The organism is Kibdelosporangium persicum (assembly GCF_013280595.1).
Lineage (GTDB): Bacteria > Actinomycetota > Actinomycetes > Mycobacteriales > Pseudonocardiaceae > Kibdelosporangium > Kibdelosporangium persicum.
On the sequence record NZ_JAAATY010000006.1, the window covers coordinates 77,546 to 97,308 of the forward strand.

A 19,763-nucleotide genomic window follows, 5' to 3' on the forward strand; every position below is an offset into this window, starting at 1 on the left:
TCCGTGTTCTAACACGGACAAACACTCACGAGAGGGTGATGACGACTTTGCCCTTGGCGTGGCCTGCCTGGGCGTAGGCGACGGCCTGGGGGACCTCGCTGAGCGGGTACGTGCGGTCGATCGCCGGGGTGATCTTGCCCGCCTCGGCGAGGTCCCTGAGCACTTCGAGGTCCTTGAGGTTGGCCAGGGAGATCAGGCCACGCACAGTGTGCTTGGTGAACAGGGACAACAGGGGTGCCTTGACCATCCAGCCGGTGCCGCCGGTGATCTTCCCGCCGTCGTCGCCGCCGACCACGACGAGTGTTCCCCTGGCGGACAGGGCTTTGCGGGTGTGCTTCAGCGGCCGGTTGCCCGCGATGTCGATGATCACGTCGAACTCGTCGCGGGTGAAGTCGTCCTTGGTGTAGTCGATGACCTCGTCGGCGCCGATGCCGCGCACGAAGTCCAGTTTGGACGTACTGCACAGGCCGGTGACGTCGGCACCGGCCAGCTTGGCGAGCTGGACGGCGTAACTGCCGACTCCGCCGCCCGCGCCGATGACCAGAACCCGTTGGCCCGCTTTGACTTCGCCCTTGTCCCGCACCGCGCCCAGCGCGGCGGTCGCCGAGCCGGGGATGGCGGCGGCCTGGTCGAACGTCAGGTTCGGCGGCTTCTTGGTGATCTTGTTGTACCGGGCGGTGGTGTACTCGGCGAACGCGCCGCCACACGTGCCGAACACCTCGTCACCCGGCTTGAACTCGGTGACCTTCGCACCGACGGCCGCCACGCGACCGGCGACGTCCATGCCCTTGACGGGATTTCTGGGTCTGCGTAAGCCGGTGCCCAACCTGATCATGTACGGCAGCCCGGTCATCAGGTGCCAGACGCCCGCGTCGACGCCGGCGGCCCGGACCTCGATCAACACCTCGTCCGGCCTGGGCGTGGGGGCGTCGACGTCCTTGAGCCGCATGACGTCGGAGTTGCCGTACTCGTACTGGACTATCGCCTTCATTCTTCGTCTCCTGGGTACTGGAACACTTCGTCGAGTGATGCCTGGAACACGCGGGCGATCTGGAACGCCATCTCCAGCGAGGGGGAGTAGCGGCCCTGTTCGATCGCGATGATCGTCTGCCGGGTGACGCCGATCCGCTTGGCCAGCTCGGCCTGTGTCATCTCGCCGTTGGCGAAGCGCAACGCGCGGATCTGGTTGGTGACCTTGGTCGGCTTCACTGGAAACCCCACCGGTAGGCGGCGATCTTGGCGACCGACGTGAGGACGCTGGTGAGCGCGAACGCGAGGTAGATCGTGTTGGCGATCCAGAAGTGGTCGGCCTCGGTCATCGCCAGGACCATCGTGGCGACCGCGCCGATGGCCAGGAACGACTGGCCGATCCGGTCACCGAAGTGGCCGATCTCGACGTCGCGCTGGTCTTTTCGGCGCTCCTCCTCGGGGGTCGTGCCGGAGACGAGCATGTCCAGCACGATGGACGCGAGGATCGCCGCCACGATCGTCCAGATCAGCGTTGCCACGTAAGGGGTTTCAGTGAGGGGGGCGTCTCCGCCGCGAGTGAGGACGAGGATCACGTAGATCGAGTACGCCACGATCGTGACCAACCCCATGACCCACGCGCGCTTCTCTTCGAACGCCACGGTGACTCCTGATGTAAAACAACTTTGACACGAGTCAATGTAAAGCACGGCCGACACGGTGTCAAAGCTTCTTTACATGGCCCGTGGGGTGGACGTGTGGGGCTCCCCGCCTACGCGGGTGAGCTCCGCCGGGCCGAATCCATGAGCCGGCCGGCAAATGCGACGACGAGGTCACGCAGCTCGTCCGGTCGCTCGATGACGAACGGCAGGTCGAGCGACGCGAGAACGGCGGGCAGCCAGTCGAGCCGTTCCGCCCGCAGTTCGACGCGGGACCAGTGCGTGGTGCCCGCATCCGCGCTGCTCGCCGACGGCGGCTCCGTCACGATCGCGATGCTGGCGGGAAGCCGGGTGCGGATCTGCTCGGCAGTTCCCTGAATCCGCAGAGTCACCTCGTGCCGGTACGGAGCCGTGGCGAGTCCTGTCAGGACGCGCTGCGCCGGGTCGAATCCCTCGGGCGGATCGAAAGATCCGGGCAGGGTCCGTGTACTGGCGATGCGATCCAGCCGGAACGTCCGGTCTTCGCCGATCGCGGGATCGGTACCCGTCACGTACCACCTGCCCGAGTGGGCGACGAGCCCGTACGGGTGCAGCGTTCGTTCGCTGTGCCGGCCGTCTGCGGCGGTGTACCGGATCGAGACCGGCCGGTGGTGGCGCACCGCGTCGGCGATCGAGAGCAGGATCGCGGCCTCCGGAGCGGTCGGTTCACCGGCTGGAGCTGTGAAGGCGAGAGAACCGAGCACGGCGTCAAGCCTGCGGCCGAGCCGCTCGGGCAGGACCCGCCGGATCTTCGCCGCTGCCGTCTCGCTCGCCGTGCCCGTCGCCGTCGTCAACCCCGTTCGGCGCCCTGCGACCAGGCCGAGCAGCACGGCGAGTGCTTCGTCGTCGCTCAACATGAGAGGCGGTATGCGGTAACCAGAAGCGAGCCGGTAACCGCCGTGGCGGCCGCGGACCGATTCGACAGGCACGTCAAGCTCGATGAGGTGGTCGACGTATCGCCGGACCGTGCGCTCGTCCACCTGGAGCCGGTCGGCGAGTTCGCCCACGGTCCGGATACCGCCCGACTGGAGAAGCTCCAGCAAGGTGAGCACGCGAGCGGTAGGGCGGGGCATGCCCGGAATTCTCGCACTTATACCGGGCGGGTTCTGCCCGGTATAAGTCGTAGCGTGCGGGTGACAAGCACTGGCAGACCAGGAGAGAACCCCATGGACTTCGTCTCGATCCGGATCATCACCGCCGACGTCGCCCGCCTCGTCGAGTTCTACGAGCGCGCCACCGGAGTACGAGCGAGCTGGGCCAACGAGGACTTCGCTGAGCTCAGGACCGCCTCGGCCACCCTCGCGATCGCCGGCACCCGCACGGTGCCCCTGTTCGCGCCCGGCTCCGCCCGGCCGGCCGACAACCGCAGCGTCATCACCGAGTTCCTGGTCGACGACGTGGACAGCGTGCACCGCGACCTGACCGGCTTCGTGGACGACTTCGTCACCGAACCCACCACGATGCCCTGGGGCAATCGTGCGCTCCTGGTCCGCGACCCCGACGGCAACCTGGTCAACTTCTTCACGCCCGTCACCCCGGCGGCGATCGAGAAGTTCGCCCGGCGGAGCCACAACGGTCACTCCTGAGGAGTCAACCGCATCACGGGATCAACAGGAGCCGCCCCGTCGAACTCGTCAGCCAGGCACGTGCCGGCCATCTCGATGAAGTGATCGTAAGCGCACACGATGTCCTCGGCGTGCGGCTCGACCACCGGCGGGAACACGGGCCCCACAAACCAGTCCCGCATCGCCGCCGGAATCGGGTAGTGCGCCGTACGTTCCTTGTACAGAGGCGATCGGGCATCCGCCTGGAGCGCGACCTCACGCCACTCCCGTAACGCGAGCCGCAACCGGATCCACCGGTACCGGTCCGTCCGCGTGAACCCGTCCTCCTCGTCCGGGTACTGGGCGGTGAACCGTTGCCGCAACGCGTTTCCAGCATCCCGGCCGCGCAACGCCAGTCGCTCGATCACTTCGGGTGACATGAACAGGTTGGTGCCGCCCTCGCCGGGGCCTTGCGGGATGGTCGCGATCCGGCCACGGAAGCCGGGCAACGCGGACTGCATCGTGTCTCGCCAGTCCAGGAAGGTGTTCAGGATTCGGCCGGCGAAGCTCAGTGCCGTGTCGCCGATCTCGTTGTACGGCTCACGTGGCTGTGACGCGTCCTGATCGGGCAGGTGGATCTGGCCGGGTTTGACCGTATGGTCGGCGGACGTCAGGTTGAGTCCGAACGTCGGCCAGCGGGGCAACAGCGAGTCGAAGAAGTGGATGGGGAAGTTGCTCGTGATCCCGCCGTCGGAGAACCAGTGCGGCGTTCCGTTACGGTACAACGGAATCGGGCTGATCAGCCCGGGCAGTGGCAGGCTCATCCGGGCGGCGAGCACAACCGGCATGTCGCACGGCTGGGGCAGCCACTGCAACGTCACGGACTTGTGTTCGGGGCATGGTGTTCCGTCCACCGCCACCGTGGACATCTGCGTGATGATCCGGTCGGGCACCAGTCCGCGCAGGCACTCCGGGCAGAACTGCCAGCGTTCCGCTGCCGGGAACGGCAACTGGTGCGGGCGGCCGGCGTTGAGGTCCGTGGTCATCAAGGCGAGGTTGATCACTCGGTGGGGGACGTCCGGGCAGTACTCCGGGTCGTCGGGGACACGCGGTTTCCCCGGGCCACGCCAGAGATCGCCAAACGTCAGCGCACGCCTGTGGTCGATGCCCGCGAGGTCGTCGATCCGGTCGGCCAGCCACGTGACCAGCGGCGGCACCTTCGCCGACGGCATGCCACTCATCCGGTCGAGCGTGCCGGGTGAATACTCCATCGCGCCGGGGACCACGCCGAACCGGTGCTTGCGGTACTGCATCACCAGGGGCCACGACGCGACGCCGTAGATCACGGCGAACGCGGCCACCATCCCGAACGTCAACACCAGCCAGAACAGGATCAGCACCGCGCCCGCGACGAACCAGCCGGATGCGTCCATGTCGTACAGCGGTATCCCGCCGAACCCGAGGGCCAGCGGTACCAGGAAGAACAACGTCATCTTCCCGAATCTGGCCGCGGTGACCTGGTACGCCCACGCCGCCGCGGCGACGACCAGCACGGCCAGCGGAATCGCGACGATCCACAGTGAACCGTTCCAGCTGGACGGCGGCACCACCCAACGCAGCGAATACGGCCCAACGAGCCATAACGCGAACATCGCGAGCAACGCGAAGGTGGCCAACGGCTTGACAGCGAACAACAATGCCGTGAACACCGCGGTGAACCGCCGCCGTCCCGTCGTCGCCGGGCTTTGCAGCAACGCGGTGAACAGCCGGTAAGCCTTGTGCAGTGCCGGTTTCGGCTGGAACAGGGCAGGCAGGCGCCAGCGGTCGGCGCCGGTGCCGGAGACCAGCCACTGGATCATCCCGGCCAGGCCCGCGAAGCCCGGTCGCACGGCGTCGCCGGTGACCGGCTCGGCCGGTTCGGCATGCCGGCCGTACTCGGCCGCGGCTGTGGCTGCGGCGCCGATCGCGCCCGCGGACGCGCCACCGACGTTGCGGAACACATAATGCTCGGCCAACGCGCACACGGCGAGCGGGTAGATCACGCCACTGGTCGTGCCGCCTCGCATGGTCAGGTCGCAGGATCTGCCGACGTATTCCAGGTAGGCCTCGGGATCGTGCTTCGCCAGTTCGTCCGCCGCGGCCGGCGACATCCGGAGCAGGCCCCTGTCGACGGCGATGTGGTAACGATCCGGGCGTTCGTAATCGTCGATGGAGCTCATCTGTTCCTCCCGGCGCCGTGCTCGTTGTCCTTATCGGCCGGGGTGGACAGTGGCTCATGCCTCCGAACGGGCAAGATACCTCAGCACGGCGCTGACTCTCCGGTTGCTGGCCGGACTTTCGATGCCGAGCTTACGAAAGATCTTCCCGGTGTGGGTGACGACCGTGCTGACCGCGACCGTCAGCCGGTCCGCGATACCCTGATCGGACAATCCCTCGGCCATCAGCGCCAGCACGTCCCGCTCGCGGTCGGTCAGCTGCCCGAGCGGTTCACCGCCGGGCCGGTGCAGCAGCGCGGACACCACGTCGGGATCGACGGCGGTGCCGCCGGCGGCCAGCCGGTGCAGGATGTCGTTGAGCATCCTGGCGTTCGGCACGTTCTGCTTGAGCAGGTACCCCACCTTGGCCGTGGTGCCGTCCAGCAGCGTCGTGGCGTACGAGTGCTCGACATACTGCGACAGCACCAATGCAGCGACATTCGAGTGACGGGTGCGGATCTTCGCGGCCAGCCGGAGACCTTCGTCACGGAACGTCGGCGGCAGCTTCACGTCCAGAATGGCCACGTCGGGCTGGTGCCTGCCGACCAGTGGCAGCACCTGCTCCGCCTGCTCCGCCGTCCCGGCCACCTCGTGCCCGAGCGTGGTCAGCAGCCGGACCAGGCCTTCCCGGACGAACAACGAGTCCTCGGCGATGATCACCCGCACGGCAGCTCCACCTCCACGACCGTTCCCACCCCGAGCGGACTGTCGAGCCGCAGGACGCCGTCGATCGCCGCGACCCGGTCCGCCAGTCCGGTCAGCCCTGAACCGGCGGCGAAGTCCGCGCCGCCCTTGCCGTCGTCCTCGACGCGCACCCGTATCTGACCGTCCGCGTATGTGATCCGTATGTCGATCTCGCTCGCCTTGGCGTGCCGCACTGTGTTCGCCAGTGCTTCGCTCACCACGAAGTACGCGGTCGCCTTCGTGGCGTCGCTCAGCTCGGGCAGCTCGTCGATCCGGACGCGAGCCCGCACCGGGACACGGACCACCAGTTGTTCGACGGCGGCCTTCAGTCCCTGGATGGTCAGCACCGCGGGATGGATGCCCCGAGCCAGCTCGCGCAGCTCCTGGGTGGCCAGTCGCAGCTCCGCCTCGGCCTCGTCGAGCAGTTCCTTCGTCTCCGTGCCCGCGTCGGTCAACGAATGCCGCAGCAAACTGAGGATCAGCCCGACCGAGAGCATCCGTTGCTGGGCGCCGTCGTGCAGGTCGCGTTCGAGCTTCCGGCGGGCTTCGTCGCCCGCGGTGACCAGCCGGGCCCGGGAGGCGCGGACCTGGGCGAGCTGCGCCCGGACAGCGGCCTGCAACCGGGCGTTCTCCAGGGCGAGACCCACGGCCGCGCTGACCGCTTCCAGCAGCTGCGGCTCGGCGCGCAGGCTCGGGTCGTGCACGATGACGCCGAGCGGATCGCCGCGATCGCCGACGACGGTCAGGTGGTCAGCCGGAATGTCGTCCGGAACCTCCGCGCGGATACGGACGCTCGGGTCGCCGAGCGCCTGGGACACCGCGTCGGAGAGCCGGCCCGCCGGCATGTACTGGATTCGCCGGATCAGGTCGGACACCCTGGCCTCGTCCAGCCGTTCCCGCACCAGGCCGAGGAAGAACGCCGCCGGAACGGCCACGAGCGAGGCGAACTGGGCCAGCGCCAGCGTCGGGTTGAGGTCGTTGGTCCCGGTGGCGGCGAACACGCCGACCAACGCGAACAACAATGCGGTCAGAACCATTGCGACAGCGGGAAACGCCAGTACGCGCCGCTGCCGCCGACTGGCTGTGATCATCCTCCGCACGATCACGGACGCGCCGACGAGCGTGAGCACCGCTGAACCCAGACCAGCCAGCTGGCTGGTCAAGCCGGCGAGCGCCGGGCTGTCGACGAGCGGCAGCGGAGTGCAGACGTCCCGGCAGTCCCCGCTGGGGCGGACCGGCCCCGCCAGGGCCTGGAGCACGACCATCACCGCGCCGAACGCGTAACCGCCGACCATCACGGTGCGCCCCGACCGATCACGCACGTGCCCGGACGGATATGCCAGAAAGACGTGTGCGCCCAGGGGAAGCTGCAAGGCGGTGAGCACGTAGGCGACGGTGACCACGACCTGGAGCCCGGCCGAACCCGTTTCCAGGGCGAACGCGGCAGGCGCGGTCGACGCCAACAGCAGGCCCAAAGTCATCATGAGCACGCGCATCGGCGTGCCCGGCCTGATCCGGCCGGCGAAGTACCCGGCGGCCAGCCAGGCCGCGATCTGGGCGATCTCCTTGAGGTCGAACAGCGTTCCGTAGCTGCCGAACCGGTGCGCCAGCCAGCCGTCGAAGATCGTCAACGCCAGCCCGGCGGCCAGGATCAGCCGGGCCACGGGGGCAGGCCGGCGAGGTCGGCCAGGCGTTGGCCGGACAGGTCCTCCTTGGCCAGGAACCCGGCGACCGGGGCGGTGTCCACCCTGGTGCCCAGCTCGGCACGGGTGAGACTGGAGATCAGCACGACCCGGGGCGGCGACGGCAACCCGGCCAGCTCGTGTGCGACCACAAAACCATCCATATCAGGCAGCAGGACGTCGAGCACCACGACTTGCGGACACAACTGTTCAGTCATCGCCAGGGCCTCCCGGCCGTTACCGGCCTCCCCGACGACGTCCATCCCACAGGCCTCCAGCAGCCGACGGGCCACCCGCCGGAACCCGGCGTGGTCGTCGACGATGAGGATGCGCACCCGTCCATCGTGCCTCGCGCGGCCGCCGGATGAATCTTCGGCGGGCGAATCTCCTGGTTTCCCATGACGCGCCGCTGCGGCGTTCGGAGCAAGGTGTGCTGGCGAACCTGCCAGGGGAGGTCAAGGTGATTCCCGGATACTCGGTGATCGAACAGCTCGACGAAGACCCGGTCGCGACGACGTACCTGGTCAGTGACGGCGGTGAAGCCGTGCTGACGGTGGCCAGGCAGGCGGTCCCGCCGGACGGCCGGACGGCGTTCCGGCAGTGGGCGAACGCCTTGCTGGGCATCGCCGACGGCCCGGGCATCGCGCGTGTGCACGCCGCGGACATCACCGCCGACGGGAAGCCGTATCTGGTCGTCGCGACCGGCGATGTGCTGGGGGACCTGTTGCAGGAACAGGGACCATTGCCGTTGGCGACGGTATGCCAGCACGCGTTGACGTTGGCTGACGGCCTCGCGCGGGCACATGCGGCCGACGTGTTCCATGGAACCGTGCAACCGGCGACAGTGCTGGTGCTGGACGAATCCGCGGCACTCGCGGGATTCGGCGCAGTCGCTCCCGGGTTGACCGTCGCGACGGCCGCGGACGCGTACACACCGCCGGAGCATCTTCCTGACGCGTTCGTGCAACGCGCGGTCGCCACCGCGGCTGGTGACGTCTATCAGTTGGCGCTCACCACATATGTCGCATTAGGAGGCGTTGTGCCGTGGGAGGCTTCGCCGTTGGACCTCGGGACACGAACTACGCCGCTGGCGGACGTGCCTGGTGTCGAGGGCGGGTTGGTCGAGTTGTTGCGTGCCGCGACAGCGCCCGATCCGGTGTTGCGGCCGACTGCGGAGCAGTTCCGTGATCACTTGGCCGCGCTTCAGGTGGAGGGTGAGTCGCGGAATCGCGTGATCCCGCCGGAACTGCTGGCCGGACGCGGTGTTCGCAAGGTGGGCCGCCGCACGGCGGCGCTGGTTGCCTTGGCGGGAGGCGGGCTCAGCGCGACCACCACTGCGTTCTTGGGACGATCGGCGACCACCGCGTCAACGCCGACAGCACTGCCTGTCATCGCTGCGCTGCCTGCCGTTGGTCCAGCCATTCCGGCTGCCACAGCTGCCACGGTGGCCACGGCCGCTGCCACGACGTCGATCACGAAGGTCGTCGTGATCACCGCGTTGACCGTCGTTGTCGGCGGGGGAGCGGGTATCGCGATTCCGCAGTTCCTGGACGGCGCGCCGTGTGACTCCGTTGTCGGCGACCGCTCGAACAACACCGTTCTCGTCGACTCGGCCAAGTTCCTGAGCACGGGCAGCTACGGGTTCACCTTGCGCTATGGCAAGGAAGTGGACGCCGAAGGCGCGTTCGACTCCGCCGCGCGCCGGGCTTCGGTGGTGTTGAAACCGCCGGGCGAGTACGTCGGCGAGATCCGGCTGGACGGCGACGACCTGGCGATGACCGGACCGGTCGCGAAAACCCCGCCAGGGCAGTGGAAGCACCAGAAGGCGAGCTCGAACGTGGTCGCCAGGACCGTGCTCGCGGTTCCCGAGACCGTTCCGGAGCTGCTCGGCAGGACCGAGCAGGTCCAGCGGGACGGCTGCACCTTCACCGGCCAGTTCGAGCAGGCCCGGTTCGAGGCGACGATCGAGGAGACGGCCGGGGATCTGCGCAGCCTGCGGATCGACCGGCTTGACCTCGACCTGAGGATCACGGCCGCGGTGCCCCCGGCCGAGATGCCCACGACCTCCGCACCGCCTGCCCGCACGAACCTGACCGGACGGTGGGAGAAGGGAAATGTCTCGCTGCTGATCAACAGTCAGGAGTCCGCCGCCGGAATCATGCGGGCAGGTGAGCCGATCTGCACAGGCAGGCCGGCGGGCGCGGGCACGAAGACCGAGATCCCGGTGAACTGCCTGCCGGGCACAGCACGGCCGCAGCAGTTCCGGCTGCGTGTCGAACTGGTCGACAACGAGCACGTCTCGGTCAGCGGCAACGTCCAGTTCGCCGGAACCTACCGGCTCGCCCAAAGCTGATGACGAGGCTGCCCGATCCGCTGCGATCACGGGCCATCCTGATCGGGGCGGCCACGTACATCGACCCAGAGCTGGACGATCTGCCGTCCGTCCGCAACAACGTCGCCGATCTCGCGGCGATCCTGACCTCCGACCGCGGCACTGGTCTGCCCGCCGAGCACTGCACGGTGATCGAGGCGGACTTCGAATCCCTGGGGGACCGGGTGGAACAGGCCGTCGCCGAAGCCGACGACCTGTTGCTGTTGTACTACGCGGGGCACGGCCTGATCGACAGCCAAGGCAGGCTGCACCTGGCACTGCCGTCGACCCGTCTGGCCAGTGTGCTGTGGACCGCGTTGCCCTTCGACACGATCCGGGAGTCGTTGTCCGGCGCCAAAGCACGCACCCGGGTGGTCATTTTGGATTGCTGCTACTCGGGTCGTGCCATCGGCCACATGACCGGTCCGGCCTTGGCTGGGCAACTGGACGTGGACGGCACGTACACCCTGACTGCGACAGCACGAAACCAGCCGGCCCTGGCACCGCCCGGCGCCGCGCACACGGCGTTCACGGGCGAACTGATCACCTTGCTGGCCAACGGTGACGCTGAAGGCGACGACCTGCTGACCCTCGGCCACGTGTACCACCGGCTCCGGCAGGTGATGCACCGCCGTAACCTTCCCCAGCCCGAACGATGCGGCACGCGCACAGCGGACTTGCTGGCGCTGGCGCCCAATGCCGCCAAGTCCGTCACGGTCGCCCGCACCCCGGTCCGGCTCGGCCCCCGCAAGGTCGGCCGACGTGTCCCGCGACGGGGAGACACGTGAGAACACCGTGTCACTGGGAAAAGTGATCGCCGGGCCCCGGAACGGAACCCGGCGATCAGCTTGTTCCTAGAAGGCGAACGCCTGCAACTCGGCGATCCGGACGGTCTGGGCGACTGCCGGGTTGCCGGTGGTGCAGTCGCTTGTGGACCTCGGGTCGTTGTGCTGTGACCCGGCGTATTCCTTCGCGCCCGTGCACTGATTGGTCACCACACGGACCATCAAGTGGGTGGCCACGGTCGGCTGGATCCGGAACTCCCGCGCGGCGAGATCCGGTGCGGTCGGCCGGGGCGCGTCAGCCGGGAACGCGTTGGCCGGACTGGTGTACACCTTCCGGTAGTTCGCCGGATCGGCACAGTCCTTTCCGGACACCGAGTTGCACGCCAGGATCTCGAACTGCCGCAGTGCGGTGAACCTGTTCTGCGGGTCCGGGTCCGCGTCCTGGATGTTCTGCGGCCGCAGCTGGGCACTGACCTGGACGCGGCTGACGAACCGCGGCCGGTCACCCGCCAGGTCGACCCGAACGCCCTTGCCCGCCACGGGCGATCCGACGGACGCCCAGTTCGACGCCTCGGTCTCGTCGATGAGCTTGTCCGCGTTCACGCCGTCACCGATGGCCGTCGCCCCCTGGCTGCGGGAGGCGACGTTGGGCAGCAGCAACGCGTGGAGCGCGCCGCGTTCGCCCGCGTGGACCGTGCGACGGACCTTGGTGCTGCCGTAGCCGTCCGCGGCCACGATGAAGTTGTACGTGCCTGGTGTGATCTCCACACTGTCCGGCAGAGGAGTGGCCGGGTCGGTGTCGGCCACCGGCACGGACCGCGCCTCGTAATCACCGACGTACAGCCGTGCGGGCTTGTTCACCGCGAGCCGCAGTGTGCCGTTTCGGCTGTGCGGTGAGGCGAAGCTCGGCGTCGGGTCAGCGTCGCTGCCGCCGTTGCTCGCCGCGTCACGGCCCAAACCGTGCTGTGCGAAGGCGTTCCATAGGATCGGCAGGTCCGCTCCGCCGAAGCGGATCTGGTTGGCGGCCAGTGTCGCGTCGCGCATGTCGATGTAACTCACCGCGCCGGAAGCGTTGAGCAGCAAGGCGTCGAACGCCTGCTGTACCCAGCGCCGGTTGCCGGGGCACTTCTCGACCGGCACCTTGCCGTCCGCGCAGTCCCGTTGCAGTTCGGGTGTGCCGAGGCCGTACTTGTCAATCATGGCCTGCCGGACGTCGAAGCTCGTCGAGCTCCAGATCTCGCCGTCCGCGTGCACCTGCTGGCCGACGAGGTCGTAGGCGATGTTGCTGTAGTTGAGCTCGCTCTTGCTCATGTCGTAGTTCCGGATGCCCGTGCGCCGGTCGCCCGTGGCGTACCCGCCGGTGACGTACGGCGTGTCGCCACGCGGCTTGAAGCCGTACTCGTACAGGTACTCCATCGCGAACAGGTCCGAGTGCGACTCATTCATCGCACCGCCCTGCGCGCCGGACCATCCGCTGTTCGGGCCCGCGATCAGACGGCCGCTGATGGCGTGGCTGTACTCGTGCCCGATGACCGACATGTCGTAATCGCCGTCGACGCAAGGCGCGTAGAACCCGCCCGGCGTCGGCTGCCACAGGTACATGTTCGTCGTCGGTGGCACGCCGTCAGGTGGCGTCGCCTGGTTGGCGTTGTTCCGTGACGGGAAGCCAGGAGGCGCACCACCCGCACGACCACCCGCCTGTGCGTTACCGCGCTCGGCGTCGCCACCGAGACCACCGCGGTCACCGTTGGTCGCCTGCATGTTCCAGGTCTCCTCGGTGAAACCGAGGTGGTATGGCCAGTCGTGCATGCGGTTGTGCGACGCGAACAGGTTGGCCAGCGCGGCGTCGATGTCGTTCTGCTGGGGGCTGCTGAACACCGACGGGTTGCATTTCTCCGTGTGCCACTGGTTGGTCCACGGGTAGGTGTAGTCCCGCGTCGGGCTCGGTGTGGCAGTGCGGGTGCCGATCGTACCGTTGGCGAGGTTGTCCCACTTCTCCCAGCCCTTGGCGGAGTTGCCCGACGTCGTCAGGCTGGGGGCATCTGTTGCCGGGTCGATGTCCCACGCGATGCCACGGTCTGCTGTGCTGACCGTGCGCTCACAACCCGGTCCGGGCACGAGGCACCAGCGCACGCGGTTGTCCCGCGACGAGTAGTCGGCCGGTGGGTTGGCGGGGAAGGCGTCCCACTCGGGGTTGTCCGAGTGGTGGTCGACGATGTCCTCACGCACGAGCACCTGCCCGGTTCGTGCGTCGACATAGGTGGTGAACCCCGACGGGTGGTCCTGGTCGTTGCTGATCAGAACGACCTGGTACGCCGCACGCGGTGCGCCTTCCGGCATCGGAACCGCACCGAGCTGCACCCGTGTCGTCCCCAGTGCCTCGGCCGTCAACTGCGCGTCCGCGCTCGCCGCGGCGAGCGCCTGCTCGGGCGAGATCGTGGCGGCCTCCGGCGCGGCCCTGTTCGGGCTCAACGTCGAGCTGAGGTAGACGACGGCGCCGTCCCGGATACCGAACACGGCGAGCCCGTCGAGCATTGACGGCAACTCGCCGAACCGCTGCCGGAGCATGACGTACGACCCCTGCCCCATGGGCCGGTTGACCAGCACGTCCATGGCACCGATGCTCTGGTCGGACAGACCGAAGGCGACCTGGTTGCCGGCGAGGTAGGCCTTGGCGATCGCGACCGGATCGGCCAACGCGGCCGACCGGCGCTGCGCCTCCGGTTTCGGCGTCAGTGTCGCCGGTGTGCCGTACTTGTTCCAGCGGACAGTCGTGCTGCCCTGTTCCGCGAGCTGTTTCCGCCGCACGTCCGGCTGCGCCGCCCCAGGCCGGTTGTCCACGTCGCCGTGGTCGGCCGTGTCACCCTGAACCTGGGACTCCGGCGGTCGCTGCGGGGCCGCCACCGCCGTCTCTGTCCATAACAGACTCGCCGATAACGCCCCGGCGGCGGCGAGCGCACCTGCTCGCCGAAGAGGTTGTCTTCGCATCCCCACAGCCTTGTATACATTCGCATACGGCGATACGTCCGTTAGTCGAGTCCTTCGACGTAGTCCAGTTTGTGCCGGAGCGTGAACAAGGCCGAGCCGTCGACGAAGTCGATCCGGACGAGTTCGGCGAACGGGAAGCTGCGGCCGGCCAGAAGCCGGGTCCAGCCGCGGACTCGCCGTGCGTCGGTCTCCCACAGGGACACCACTTTGTCCCGCATGCTCCAGTGGTTCGAGGAGAACGCCCAGTCGTTCGCAGCCGCGAGGGCCTGACCGACCAAGCCCTTCTTGCGCGACTCCCGGTGCGAGACGAGCAGCCGCTCGGGGAAGATCACCGCCACCCTGCGGTCGGTGAGCGCGAAGCCCGACTCCGCCTTGCACCCGGCCATCGCGTCGGCGGCCAGCACCGCGTCCTGCCCCGGGTCCTGGGCTTCGGCCCACCAGCCGATCGAGTCGTCGTCGGTCCACTCGAAACCGGTGAACCGGCCCTCCGCGGCGAAGTCACTGGTCAGCGGCGGCTCGAACTCCAGGTCGACGGACTGTGGCGCGTCGTCCGCGACGGGATGAGGCACCTGCACGCGCCCTGCGATCCGGGAGCCGACGACGCGGAGGCGGGAACCCAGGGCGACACGGACTCGCTCACCCCGGCTCACCCAGTCGCGTTCCAGGTCTTTTCTGATGATCTGCGTCATCCGCACGGTCTACTCCGGTGCGCCGAGGGTGAGGGCGAGCAGCCGTTCGTACTGGTCACGTTCCTTGACCACACCGCAGAAGAACTCGAATCCCGAGCGGTCGGCCAGTTCCATCCGCAGGTAGTGCGCTTTCCGGGCGACACCGTCGCTCTCGACCGCGAAGTCGGCGATCTGTGCGCGCGGGATGTCCACAAGGGGGTGTAACGGGTGCAAGGACACCTTCCTGCGCCGCGGTTTCGTGTCGGTCACGGCGGCGGCGACTTCCCTGACGTTGTCCACGAAGGCCGCGAACACGTTCTTCTTACCGGTGGACTCCAGTTCCGGTTCGGGCTCGGGTACGGGCTGCGCGTCATCCGGGTGGATGCCGAGCATGGCGACGTGCAACCTCGCCGGGGTCAGCATGAACAGGCTGCGCGGACTGCCCTTCAACCGGCGCCCGTACTGGGCGGCCAGGTCCTGATCAGTCCGGAAGAACGCGATGACGTCCGGTGTGGGCGCCGGGTCACGGTCGTCCGGCGCGTCGTCGAGCGCGGCGATGAAGCTGTCCAGTGTGCTGAGCCCGGCTTTGGCCAGCTTGCCGCCCGCCGCGCCGACGCCCCGCTTCTCGTGCAGGATGTGCTGGGCGAACGTGGCCCAGAGCAGCGGTTCTCCCGGGTTGAGCAACGTCCGCGCGTGCGCGGCCGGTCCGGCTGTCTCAGTCGGCAACGACGTACGGATCACTGTGTCCTCGGCGGGTTGGTGTCGTCGGTGGCGAAGCCGCGCTGTTGAGCGGCTTTCCGTTCTTCGTCAGTGGACGGGTCCTCGGCGTGGTCGTAGGCCTGTTCCGCACTCCGTTCCACCGCGGCGCCGGGGACGTTCTCCAGGACGCCGGTGTAGATCGCCTTGCCCTTGTCGGTCGTTCCCGTCGGCCCGAGGTAGCCAAGAGTCGCCTTGAAGACGTTCTGCGCGAGGGCCTGCTCGCCGGTGGCGTCCTTGCCGAACTTGGAGTTGGTGGACGTCGTCGTCTTGGAGTCCGCGTTGCGCACCTTCTGCCGGGCGTTGTCCACCGCCTTGTAGGCGTCGTCGATCCGGTCCTGGTCGCCGGATTTGCGGGCGGCGTCGAGCATGTCCCGCGCGTTGTCCATGGCCTTGTCGGCGTCCTTGGTGTTCTGGTACGCCGACGAGACGTTGGTCAGCGGGTTGCTCCTGATCCGCTTGCCGACGCCGAACGTGCCGCGGTGCTCGCTCAGTTTCTCCAGACCCTTGCCGAGCTTGCTCTTGCGCAGGGTGACAAGGAGCTTCTCCAGCGCGGTGATGAGGGGCTTGAGCTTGTGGAAGAGGTCGGCGACCTTCGTGCCGAGCCGCGTGCCGGTGATGGCGACCTGCGCGGTCGTCAGTCCGGTCGCCGCGGCCACCGACGAGCCGAACGTGACCCAGGAGGCGGCCAGCGCCGCCAGCCATTCGATGATCAGGCCGAGCACCAGTTCCTGGATGATGTCGACGCAGACCATGACAAACGTGTCGAAGATGTCGGCGGCGGTCTCCAGGACACCTTTGATGTCCCTGACATCCCCGGCCATCGCCCTGGCGCCGTCGCCGAACTCCGTCATCTGGGCCCGGAACCTCTCGCCGGCCTCGCCTTGCCAGATCGCGGCGGTGGCCTGGGAGCGCTTGTCCTCGCTGTCGGCCACGTCCTGGAGCCAACCGGCGACGTTCTCCCAGCCCTTGGCCGTGCTGCGGATCTGCTCCGGATCGCCGACGGCCGGTTCGAGGACGAACTCCACCAAGGGGCTGATCACGATCGAGATCAGCCAGCCCAGCCCGTTGTCGATGAACGCCTGGCCAGGGCTCGCGACGGTCTTGAGCTGCTCCATCCGCGCGTTGAACGCGGCGAAGGCCGCCTCCGGCGGGCTGCCGGGGTCCTTCAACTGCGCCGTGACGTCCTGGGACGCCTTGGACCAGGAGCTGCCGTACGCGCTGGCCTGCTCGTAGGCGTTCTTCCGGGTGCTGTCGCCCGCACTGTTCAGACCGGCGAGGTCCCCGACGCCCTTCTCCACATTCGCCAGGCCGGTCGCGTTGTCGGCCTCAGCGGCGCCGTAGGCCTCAGCGGTCTGCTTGACGGTGCCGGAGATCTCGGTGAGGTACGAGGCGGCCTGGTTGGCCATCGCCTGGCATTCCATCAAGGACTCGTAGTACTTGTCCTTGAAGTAGAAGAACAACGGGCCGAAGCAGTCGTCGCTCACGCGTGCCTGCTCCAGCAGTTTCTCCAGGCCGGTGAAGTTCTCCGACTGCTTCACCGATCCTTCACCGTGGGCCAGCAACTGGGGCCCGTCGACGATGAACCCGGTCATCGCTTCACCCCACTGAAGCCTTCGCCGAAGTAGTCGTCGTCATCCCGGGGGCGCGGCTCACGCGCGGGTGGCGCGCCGGGCATCGGGAGACTGGACGCCGGCGGTGGCTCAGCCCGACCTAACGGCTGCACGGTCGGAGCGTGCGCCCGGAAGGCTTCCTGGAACCGTTCGTACTGCTCGTCGCCGACGACGGGCCGGACGATCTCCTCGGTCAGGGCCGCCGCCTGCTGGGTGGCCTGCCGGATCGTGCTCAGGATCTCCTGCGTCAACTGGGTGTGCGTACGGTTCATCGCCGCAGGCGACAACTGCAGGCCCAGAACCGCCCCCGACGGCGCCACGGTCACGGTGACCGAACCGTCCGCATTGCGGGCGCTGCCTTTCAGCTCACCGAGCCGGTCTCTGAGCTGGCTCGCCCTGGCCGCCTGTTCCTCGAACTGACGCATCCTTTGCTGGAACGCGGCATCGTCGATCGCCACGAATCCCCCCTTCATGCCGTTGCGGGGATCGTAACCACAGAGACGGCCTGTCCGTGGCGAAACACGGACAGGCCGTCACACTGGGTGGCGACAAGCAGTGTTGATCAAGCGGGCAGGCGCCACACCTGGTTCGCACTGCCGAAGCAGTCCCAGATCTGCAGACGGGTGCCGTCCGCCGAGCTGTTACCGGTCGCGTCGAGGCACCGGCCCGACGCCGGGTTGCGCAGGGTGCCGTTGGACTCGGCCTGCCACGTCTGCGCGCCGGTTCCGTTGCAGTCCCACAGCTGGATCTGCGTGCCGTTCGCGGTGCCCGCGCTGGCGACGTCCATGCACTTGCCGAGTGCGCGCAGGGTGCCGTCGGACCCGACGGTCCACGTCTGCGCATTGGTGCCGTTGCAGGTGTATACCTGCACGGCGGTCCCGTTGGCGGAGCTCGCCCCGGCCGCGTCGACGCACTTGCCCGCGATGCCGGTGATCGCGCCGACCCGTGTGCCACCGCCGGGCGGGGCGCCCGCCGCGTCGAAGATCGCGCTGACCAACGAGGTCGAGCCGGTCGTGTCCTGCGACAGCTCCCAGTTCATGATGCCGCCCGCGTTCGCCACCGCCCACTGGGTCTTGCGCTTGATCGTGGGAATGCCGTTGTAGCACTGCTGCCCGCCGCTGATGTTCGCGCAGTCGCGGTTGGCGTTGGCCGGGTCGGCGGCGACGATCTGCGAGTACGGCACGTAGACCGGACGGCTGTAGAACGGCACACCGAGCACGGTCTTGGCGGCAGGCAGGCCGCGTCCCTTCCAGAAGTTCGCCGACTGGATCGACCAGTCGTAGTTGGCGTGCGGGCTGCCGCCGTCGTACGCCATGATGTTGAGCCAGTCGACGATTCCGAACACGGCCGGTTCGACACCGTTGGCGGTGTTGCCGCCGGAGACCACGGCCGCGGTCAGCAGCTTGCCCCGGTTGTGCAGTTCGGTGCCCAGCTGCCGCATCAGCGCGGTGAAGTTGCTGCCTGACGTCCCCGGGTCCGGGTACTCCCAGTCCATGTCGATGCCGTCGAGGCCGTACTGGTTGACCACGCTGATCAACGCGTTGACGAAGGTGGTCCGGCTGGTCGCGTTGGCGGCCAACGCCTCGAAGGCCGAGTCGTTGCCGTCGTTCCAGCCGCCTACCGCCAGCGAGACCTTGACACCGGCGTTGTGGCCCAGGGAGACCAGCGACCGCAGTTTGTTCGGGTCGGGGATCGCCTGCAGTGTGCCGTTGGAGTTAGGCAGCACGAAGGCGTAGTTGATGTGGGTGAGCTTGCTGTACTGGATGCTGTTGACGTCGCCTGACCACGACGGCATGTAGCCGACGCTCTTGAAGCCGGGCGGCAGAGCCGCGGCCGCGACGGGTGCCGCTGTCGCCGCCGCGGACAGCGCGACCGTCACGCCGGTCGCGGCGGCGGCAAGGGCGATGCCCACGGCGCCAAGGCGTTTGCCCATTCCTGTCAATCGCATGAACGGTTCCCTTCCACACACGGGCCCGTTGCGTCGCGCGAGCCGGTGCCGGGAAGAGGCAGGGATCGCCGGCATCGACGCAAGGAGACGAAACCCGATGACTACTCGCAGGGGTGGGGTTTCGGCGAAGGGGGACAGCGGAACGGCTATCGCCCGGCGGGTGCTCTCGGGGTACGCCGCGGATGGCTGTGTCTGCTCAGTGTCATCATCGACACGTCCCTTCACTCATGGCGGCGTGTCCCCAAGGTACTGCATGACTCAAATCAAGTCACGGCAACAAAAGCACCATGATTCGTTCGCGAGCTGAACTTACTTCCGGGTAGGTCTATACCGGTCTAAACCAGTGCCGGACTCCGAAGAGGATCGTCAGCTCGCCCGGTAGCGGGTCTCGAGCATCACGCAGCCCTCGTCCGTCCGATAGGGACCGTGCGGCATGCCCGGCGGCCGGGCGGCGAAGTCACCGGCCCGGAAGGTCCGGTCCAGCGTCAGGTCGTGCAGCGAACCGTCGAGGATGTACACCTCTTCGGCGTAGTCGTGCGTGATCACGCCCGCGGGCGACGTGTCCAGGCCCGGTGCCCAGCGGGCCAGCCTGGTCAAGATCTTCGGGTCGTCCTCGTCCCGTGCCAGCACCCGCTCGGCGACACCGTCCCGCACGCTCTGCTGCCACGGGATGTCGTCGACCCGGAAGAACTCACGCTCGCCTTTCACCGCGCCATCCAAACATCGCCGGCGGGAGCCCGTCCGCGATGGGTGCGTGCGGCCCGGGCTGCCGACCCGCGTTTCCTTTCGGTTTGTTCAACGACCT

The 19,763-nt window shown here is 68.0% G+C and carries 18 protein-coding genes; 3 read left to right on the forward strand and 15 right to left on the reverse strand.

Annotated features, from left to right (window positions below; genetic code table 11):
* Positions 1 to 25 precede the first annotated feature (25 nt).
* The 4 genes from GC106_RS13090 to GC106_RS13105 all read right to left on the reverse strand — a co-directional run bounded on the left by GC106_RS13090 (position 26) and on the right by GC106_RS13105 (position 2,737).
* Positions 26 to 991, reverse strand: coding sequence for an NAD(P)-dependent alcohol dehydrogenase (locus GC106_RS13090; protein ID WP_173129041.1), 966 nt, complete (start codon positions 989 to 991; stop codon positions 26 to 28).
* The gene (locus GC106_RS13095; RefSeq protein ID WP_376777730.1) at positions 988 to 1,209 is read right to left on the reverse strand and encodes a helix-turn-helix transcriptional regulator; all 222 of its coding nucleotides are present in this window, start codon (positions 1,207 to 1,209) and stop codon (positions 988 to 990) included. The genes GC106_RS13090 and GC106_RS13095 overlap by 4 nt, the downstream gene beginning before the upstream one ends.
* Entirely contained in the window at positions 1,206 to 1,628 is a 423-nt protein-coding gene (locus GC106_RS13100; RefSeq protein WP_173129044.1) for a hypothetical protein, read from the reverse strand. Before GC106_RS13100 ends, GC106_RS13095 begins: the two co-directional genes overlap by 4 nt.
* 110 nt (positions 1,629 to 1,738) lie before the next feature.
* Positions 1,739 to 2,737 carry a helix-turn-helix transcriptional regulator gene (locus GC106_RS13105; protein ID WP_173129046.1) on the reverse strand — a complete coding sequence of 333 codons (999 nt, stop codon included), beginning with the start codon at positions 2,735 to 2,737 and terminating at the stop codon, positions 1,739 to 1,741.
* Between the two features lie 93 nt (positions 2,738 to 2,830).
* Between GC106_RS13105 and GC106_RS13110 the strand changes: the two genes are divergently transcribed.
* The gene (locus GC106_RS13110) at positions 2,831 to 3,250 is read left to right on the forward strand and encodes a VOC family protein (RefSeq protein WP_173129049.1); all 420 of its coding nucleotides are present in this window, start codon (positions 2,831 to 2,833) and stop codon (positions 3,248 to 3,250) included.
* On the opposite strand, the gene GC106_RS48770 is transcribed toward GC106_RS13110, so the two are convergent.
* The 4 genes from GC106_RS48770 to GC106_RS13130 are packed head-to-tail and all read right to left on the reverse strand — an operon-like array spanning position 3,241 to position 8,164.
* Positions 3,241 to 5,427 carry a patatin-like phospholipase domain-containing protein gene (locus tag GC106_RS48770; RefSeq protein ID WP_281368469.1) on the reverse strand — a complete coding sequence of 729 codons (2,187 nt, stop codon included), beginning with the start codon at positions 5,425 to 5,427 and terminating at the stop codon, positions 3,241 to 3,243. The two genes, GC106_RS13110 and GC106_RS48770, sit on opposite strands and share 10 nt — an antisense overlap.
* A 54-nt stretch (positions 5,428 to 5,481) precedes the next feature.
* Positions 5,482 to 6,129: a response regulator transcription factor gene (locus tag GC106_RS13120; RefSeq protein WP_173129052.1), complete on the reverse strand. Its 648-nt coding sequence runs from the start codon at positions 6,127 to 6,129 to the stop codon at positions 5,482 to 5,484.
* Positions 6,120 to 7,811 (reverse strand): sensor histidine kinase, encoded by a 1,692-nt coding sequence (locus GC106_RS13125; RefSeq protein ID WP_173129055.1) that lies wholly within the window; start codon positions 7,809 to 7,811, stop codon positions 6,120 to 6,122. The genes GC106_RS13120 and GC106_RS13125 overlap by 10 nt, the downstream gene beginning before the upstream one ends.
* A complete protein-coding gene (locus GC106_RS13130) occupies positions 7,799 to 8,164 on the reverse strand; it encodes a response regulator (protein WP_312872623.1) in 366 nt (121 codons plus the stop codon). Before GC106_RS13130 ends, GC106_RS13125 begins: the two co-directional genes overlap by 13 nt.
* A gap of 29 nt (positions 8,165 to 8,193) precedes the next feature.
* Between GC106_RS13130 and GC106_RS13135 the strand changes: the two genes are divergently transcribed.
* Positions 8,194 to 10,182 (forward strand): serine/threonine protein kinase, encoded by a 1,989-nt coding sequence (locus tag GC106_RS13135; protein WP_173129058.1) that lies wholly within the window; start codon positions 8,194 to 8,196, stop codon positions 10,180 to 10,182.
* Positions 10,182 to 10,988: a caspase family protein gene (locus GC106_RS13140; protein WP_173129060.1), complete on the forward strand. Its 807-nt coding sequence runs from the start codon at positions 10,182 to 10,184 to the stop codon at positions 10,986 to 10,988. Before GC106_RS13135 ends, GC106_RS13140 begins: the two co-directional genes overlap by 1 nt.
* A gap of 66 nt (positions 10,989 to 11,054) precedes the next feature.
* On the opposite strand, the gene GC106_RS13145 is transcribed toward GC106_RS13140, so the two are convergent.
* The 7 genes from GC106_RS13145 to GC106_RS13175 form a co-directional block, all read right to left on the reverse strand.
* Complete coding sequence (locus GC106_RS13145; protein ID WP_312872624.1) at positions 11,055 to 13,889, reverse strand: M36 family metallopeptidase; 2,835 nt, start codon at positions 13,887 to 13,889, stop codon at positions 11,055 to 11,057.
* A 125-nt stretch (positions 13,890 to 14,014) separates the two neighbouring features.
* Positions 14,015 to 14,662, reverse strand: coding sequence for a hypothetical protein (locus GC106_RS13150; RefSeq protein ID WP_173129066.1), 648 nt, complete (start codon positions 14,660 to 14,662; stop codon positions 14,015 to 14,017).
* A gap of 9 nt (positions 14,663 to 14,671) precedes the next feature.
* The gene (locus GC106_RS13155) at positions 14,672 to 15,367 is read right to left on the reverse strand and encodes a hypothetical protein (RefSeq protein ID WP_173129069.1); all 696 of its coding nucleotides are present in this window, start codon (positions 15,365 to 15,367) and stop codon (positions 14,672 to 14,674) included.
* An 11-nt stretch (positions 15,368 to 15,378) separates the two neighbouring features.
* Entirely contained in the window at positions 15,379 to 16,992 is a 1,614-nt protein-coding gene (locus GC106_RS13160; protein WP_173129071.1) for a WXG100 family type VII secretion target, read from the reverse strand.
* Positions 16,989 to 17,468 (reverse strand): YbaB/EbfC family nucleoid-associated protein, encoded by a 480-nt coding sequence (locus GC106_RS13165; protein ID WP_312872625.1) that lies wholly within the window; start codon positions 17,466 to 17,468, stop codon positions 16,989 to 16,991. Before GC106_RS13165 ends, GC106_RS13160 begins: the two co-directional genes overlap by 4 nt.
* A 104-nt stretch (positions 17,469 to 17,572) precedes the next feature.
* Positions 17,573 to 18,958, reverse strand: a complete 1,386-nt coding sequence (locus GC106_RS13170; RefSeq protein WP_217280459.1) for a glycosyl hydrolase family 18 protein — start codon at positions 18,956 to 18,958, stop codon at positions 17,573 to 17,575.
* A gap of 366 nt (positions 18,959 to 19,324) precedes the next feature.
* Complete coding sequence (locus GC106_RS13175) at positions 19,325 to 19,666, reverse strand: cupin domain-containing protein (RefSeq protein WP_173129077.1); 342 nt, start codon at positions 19,664 to 19,666, stop codon at positions 19,325 to 19,327.
* Positions 19,667 to 19,763: the final 97 nt, after the last annotated feature.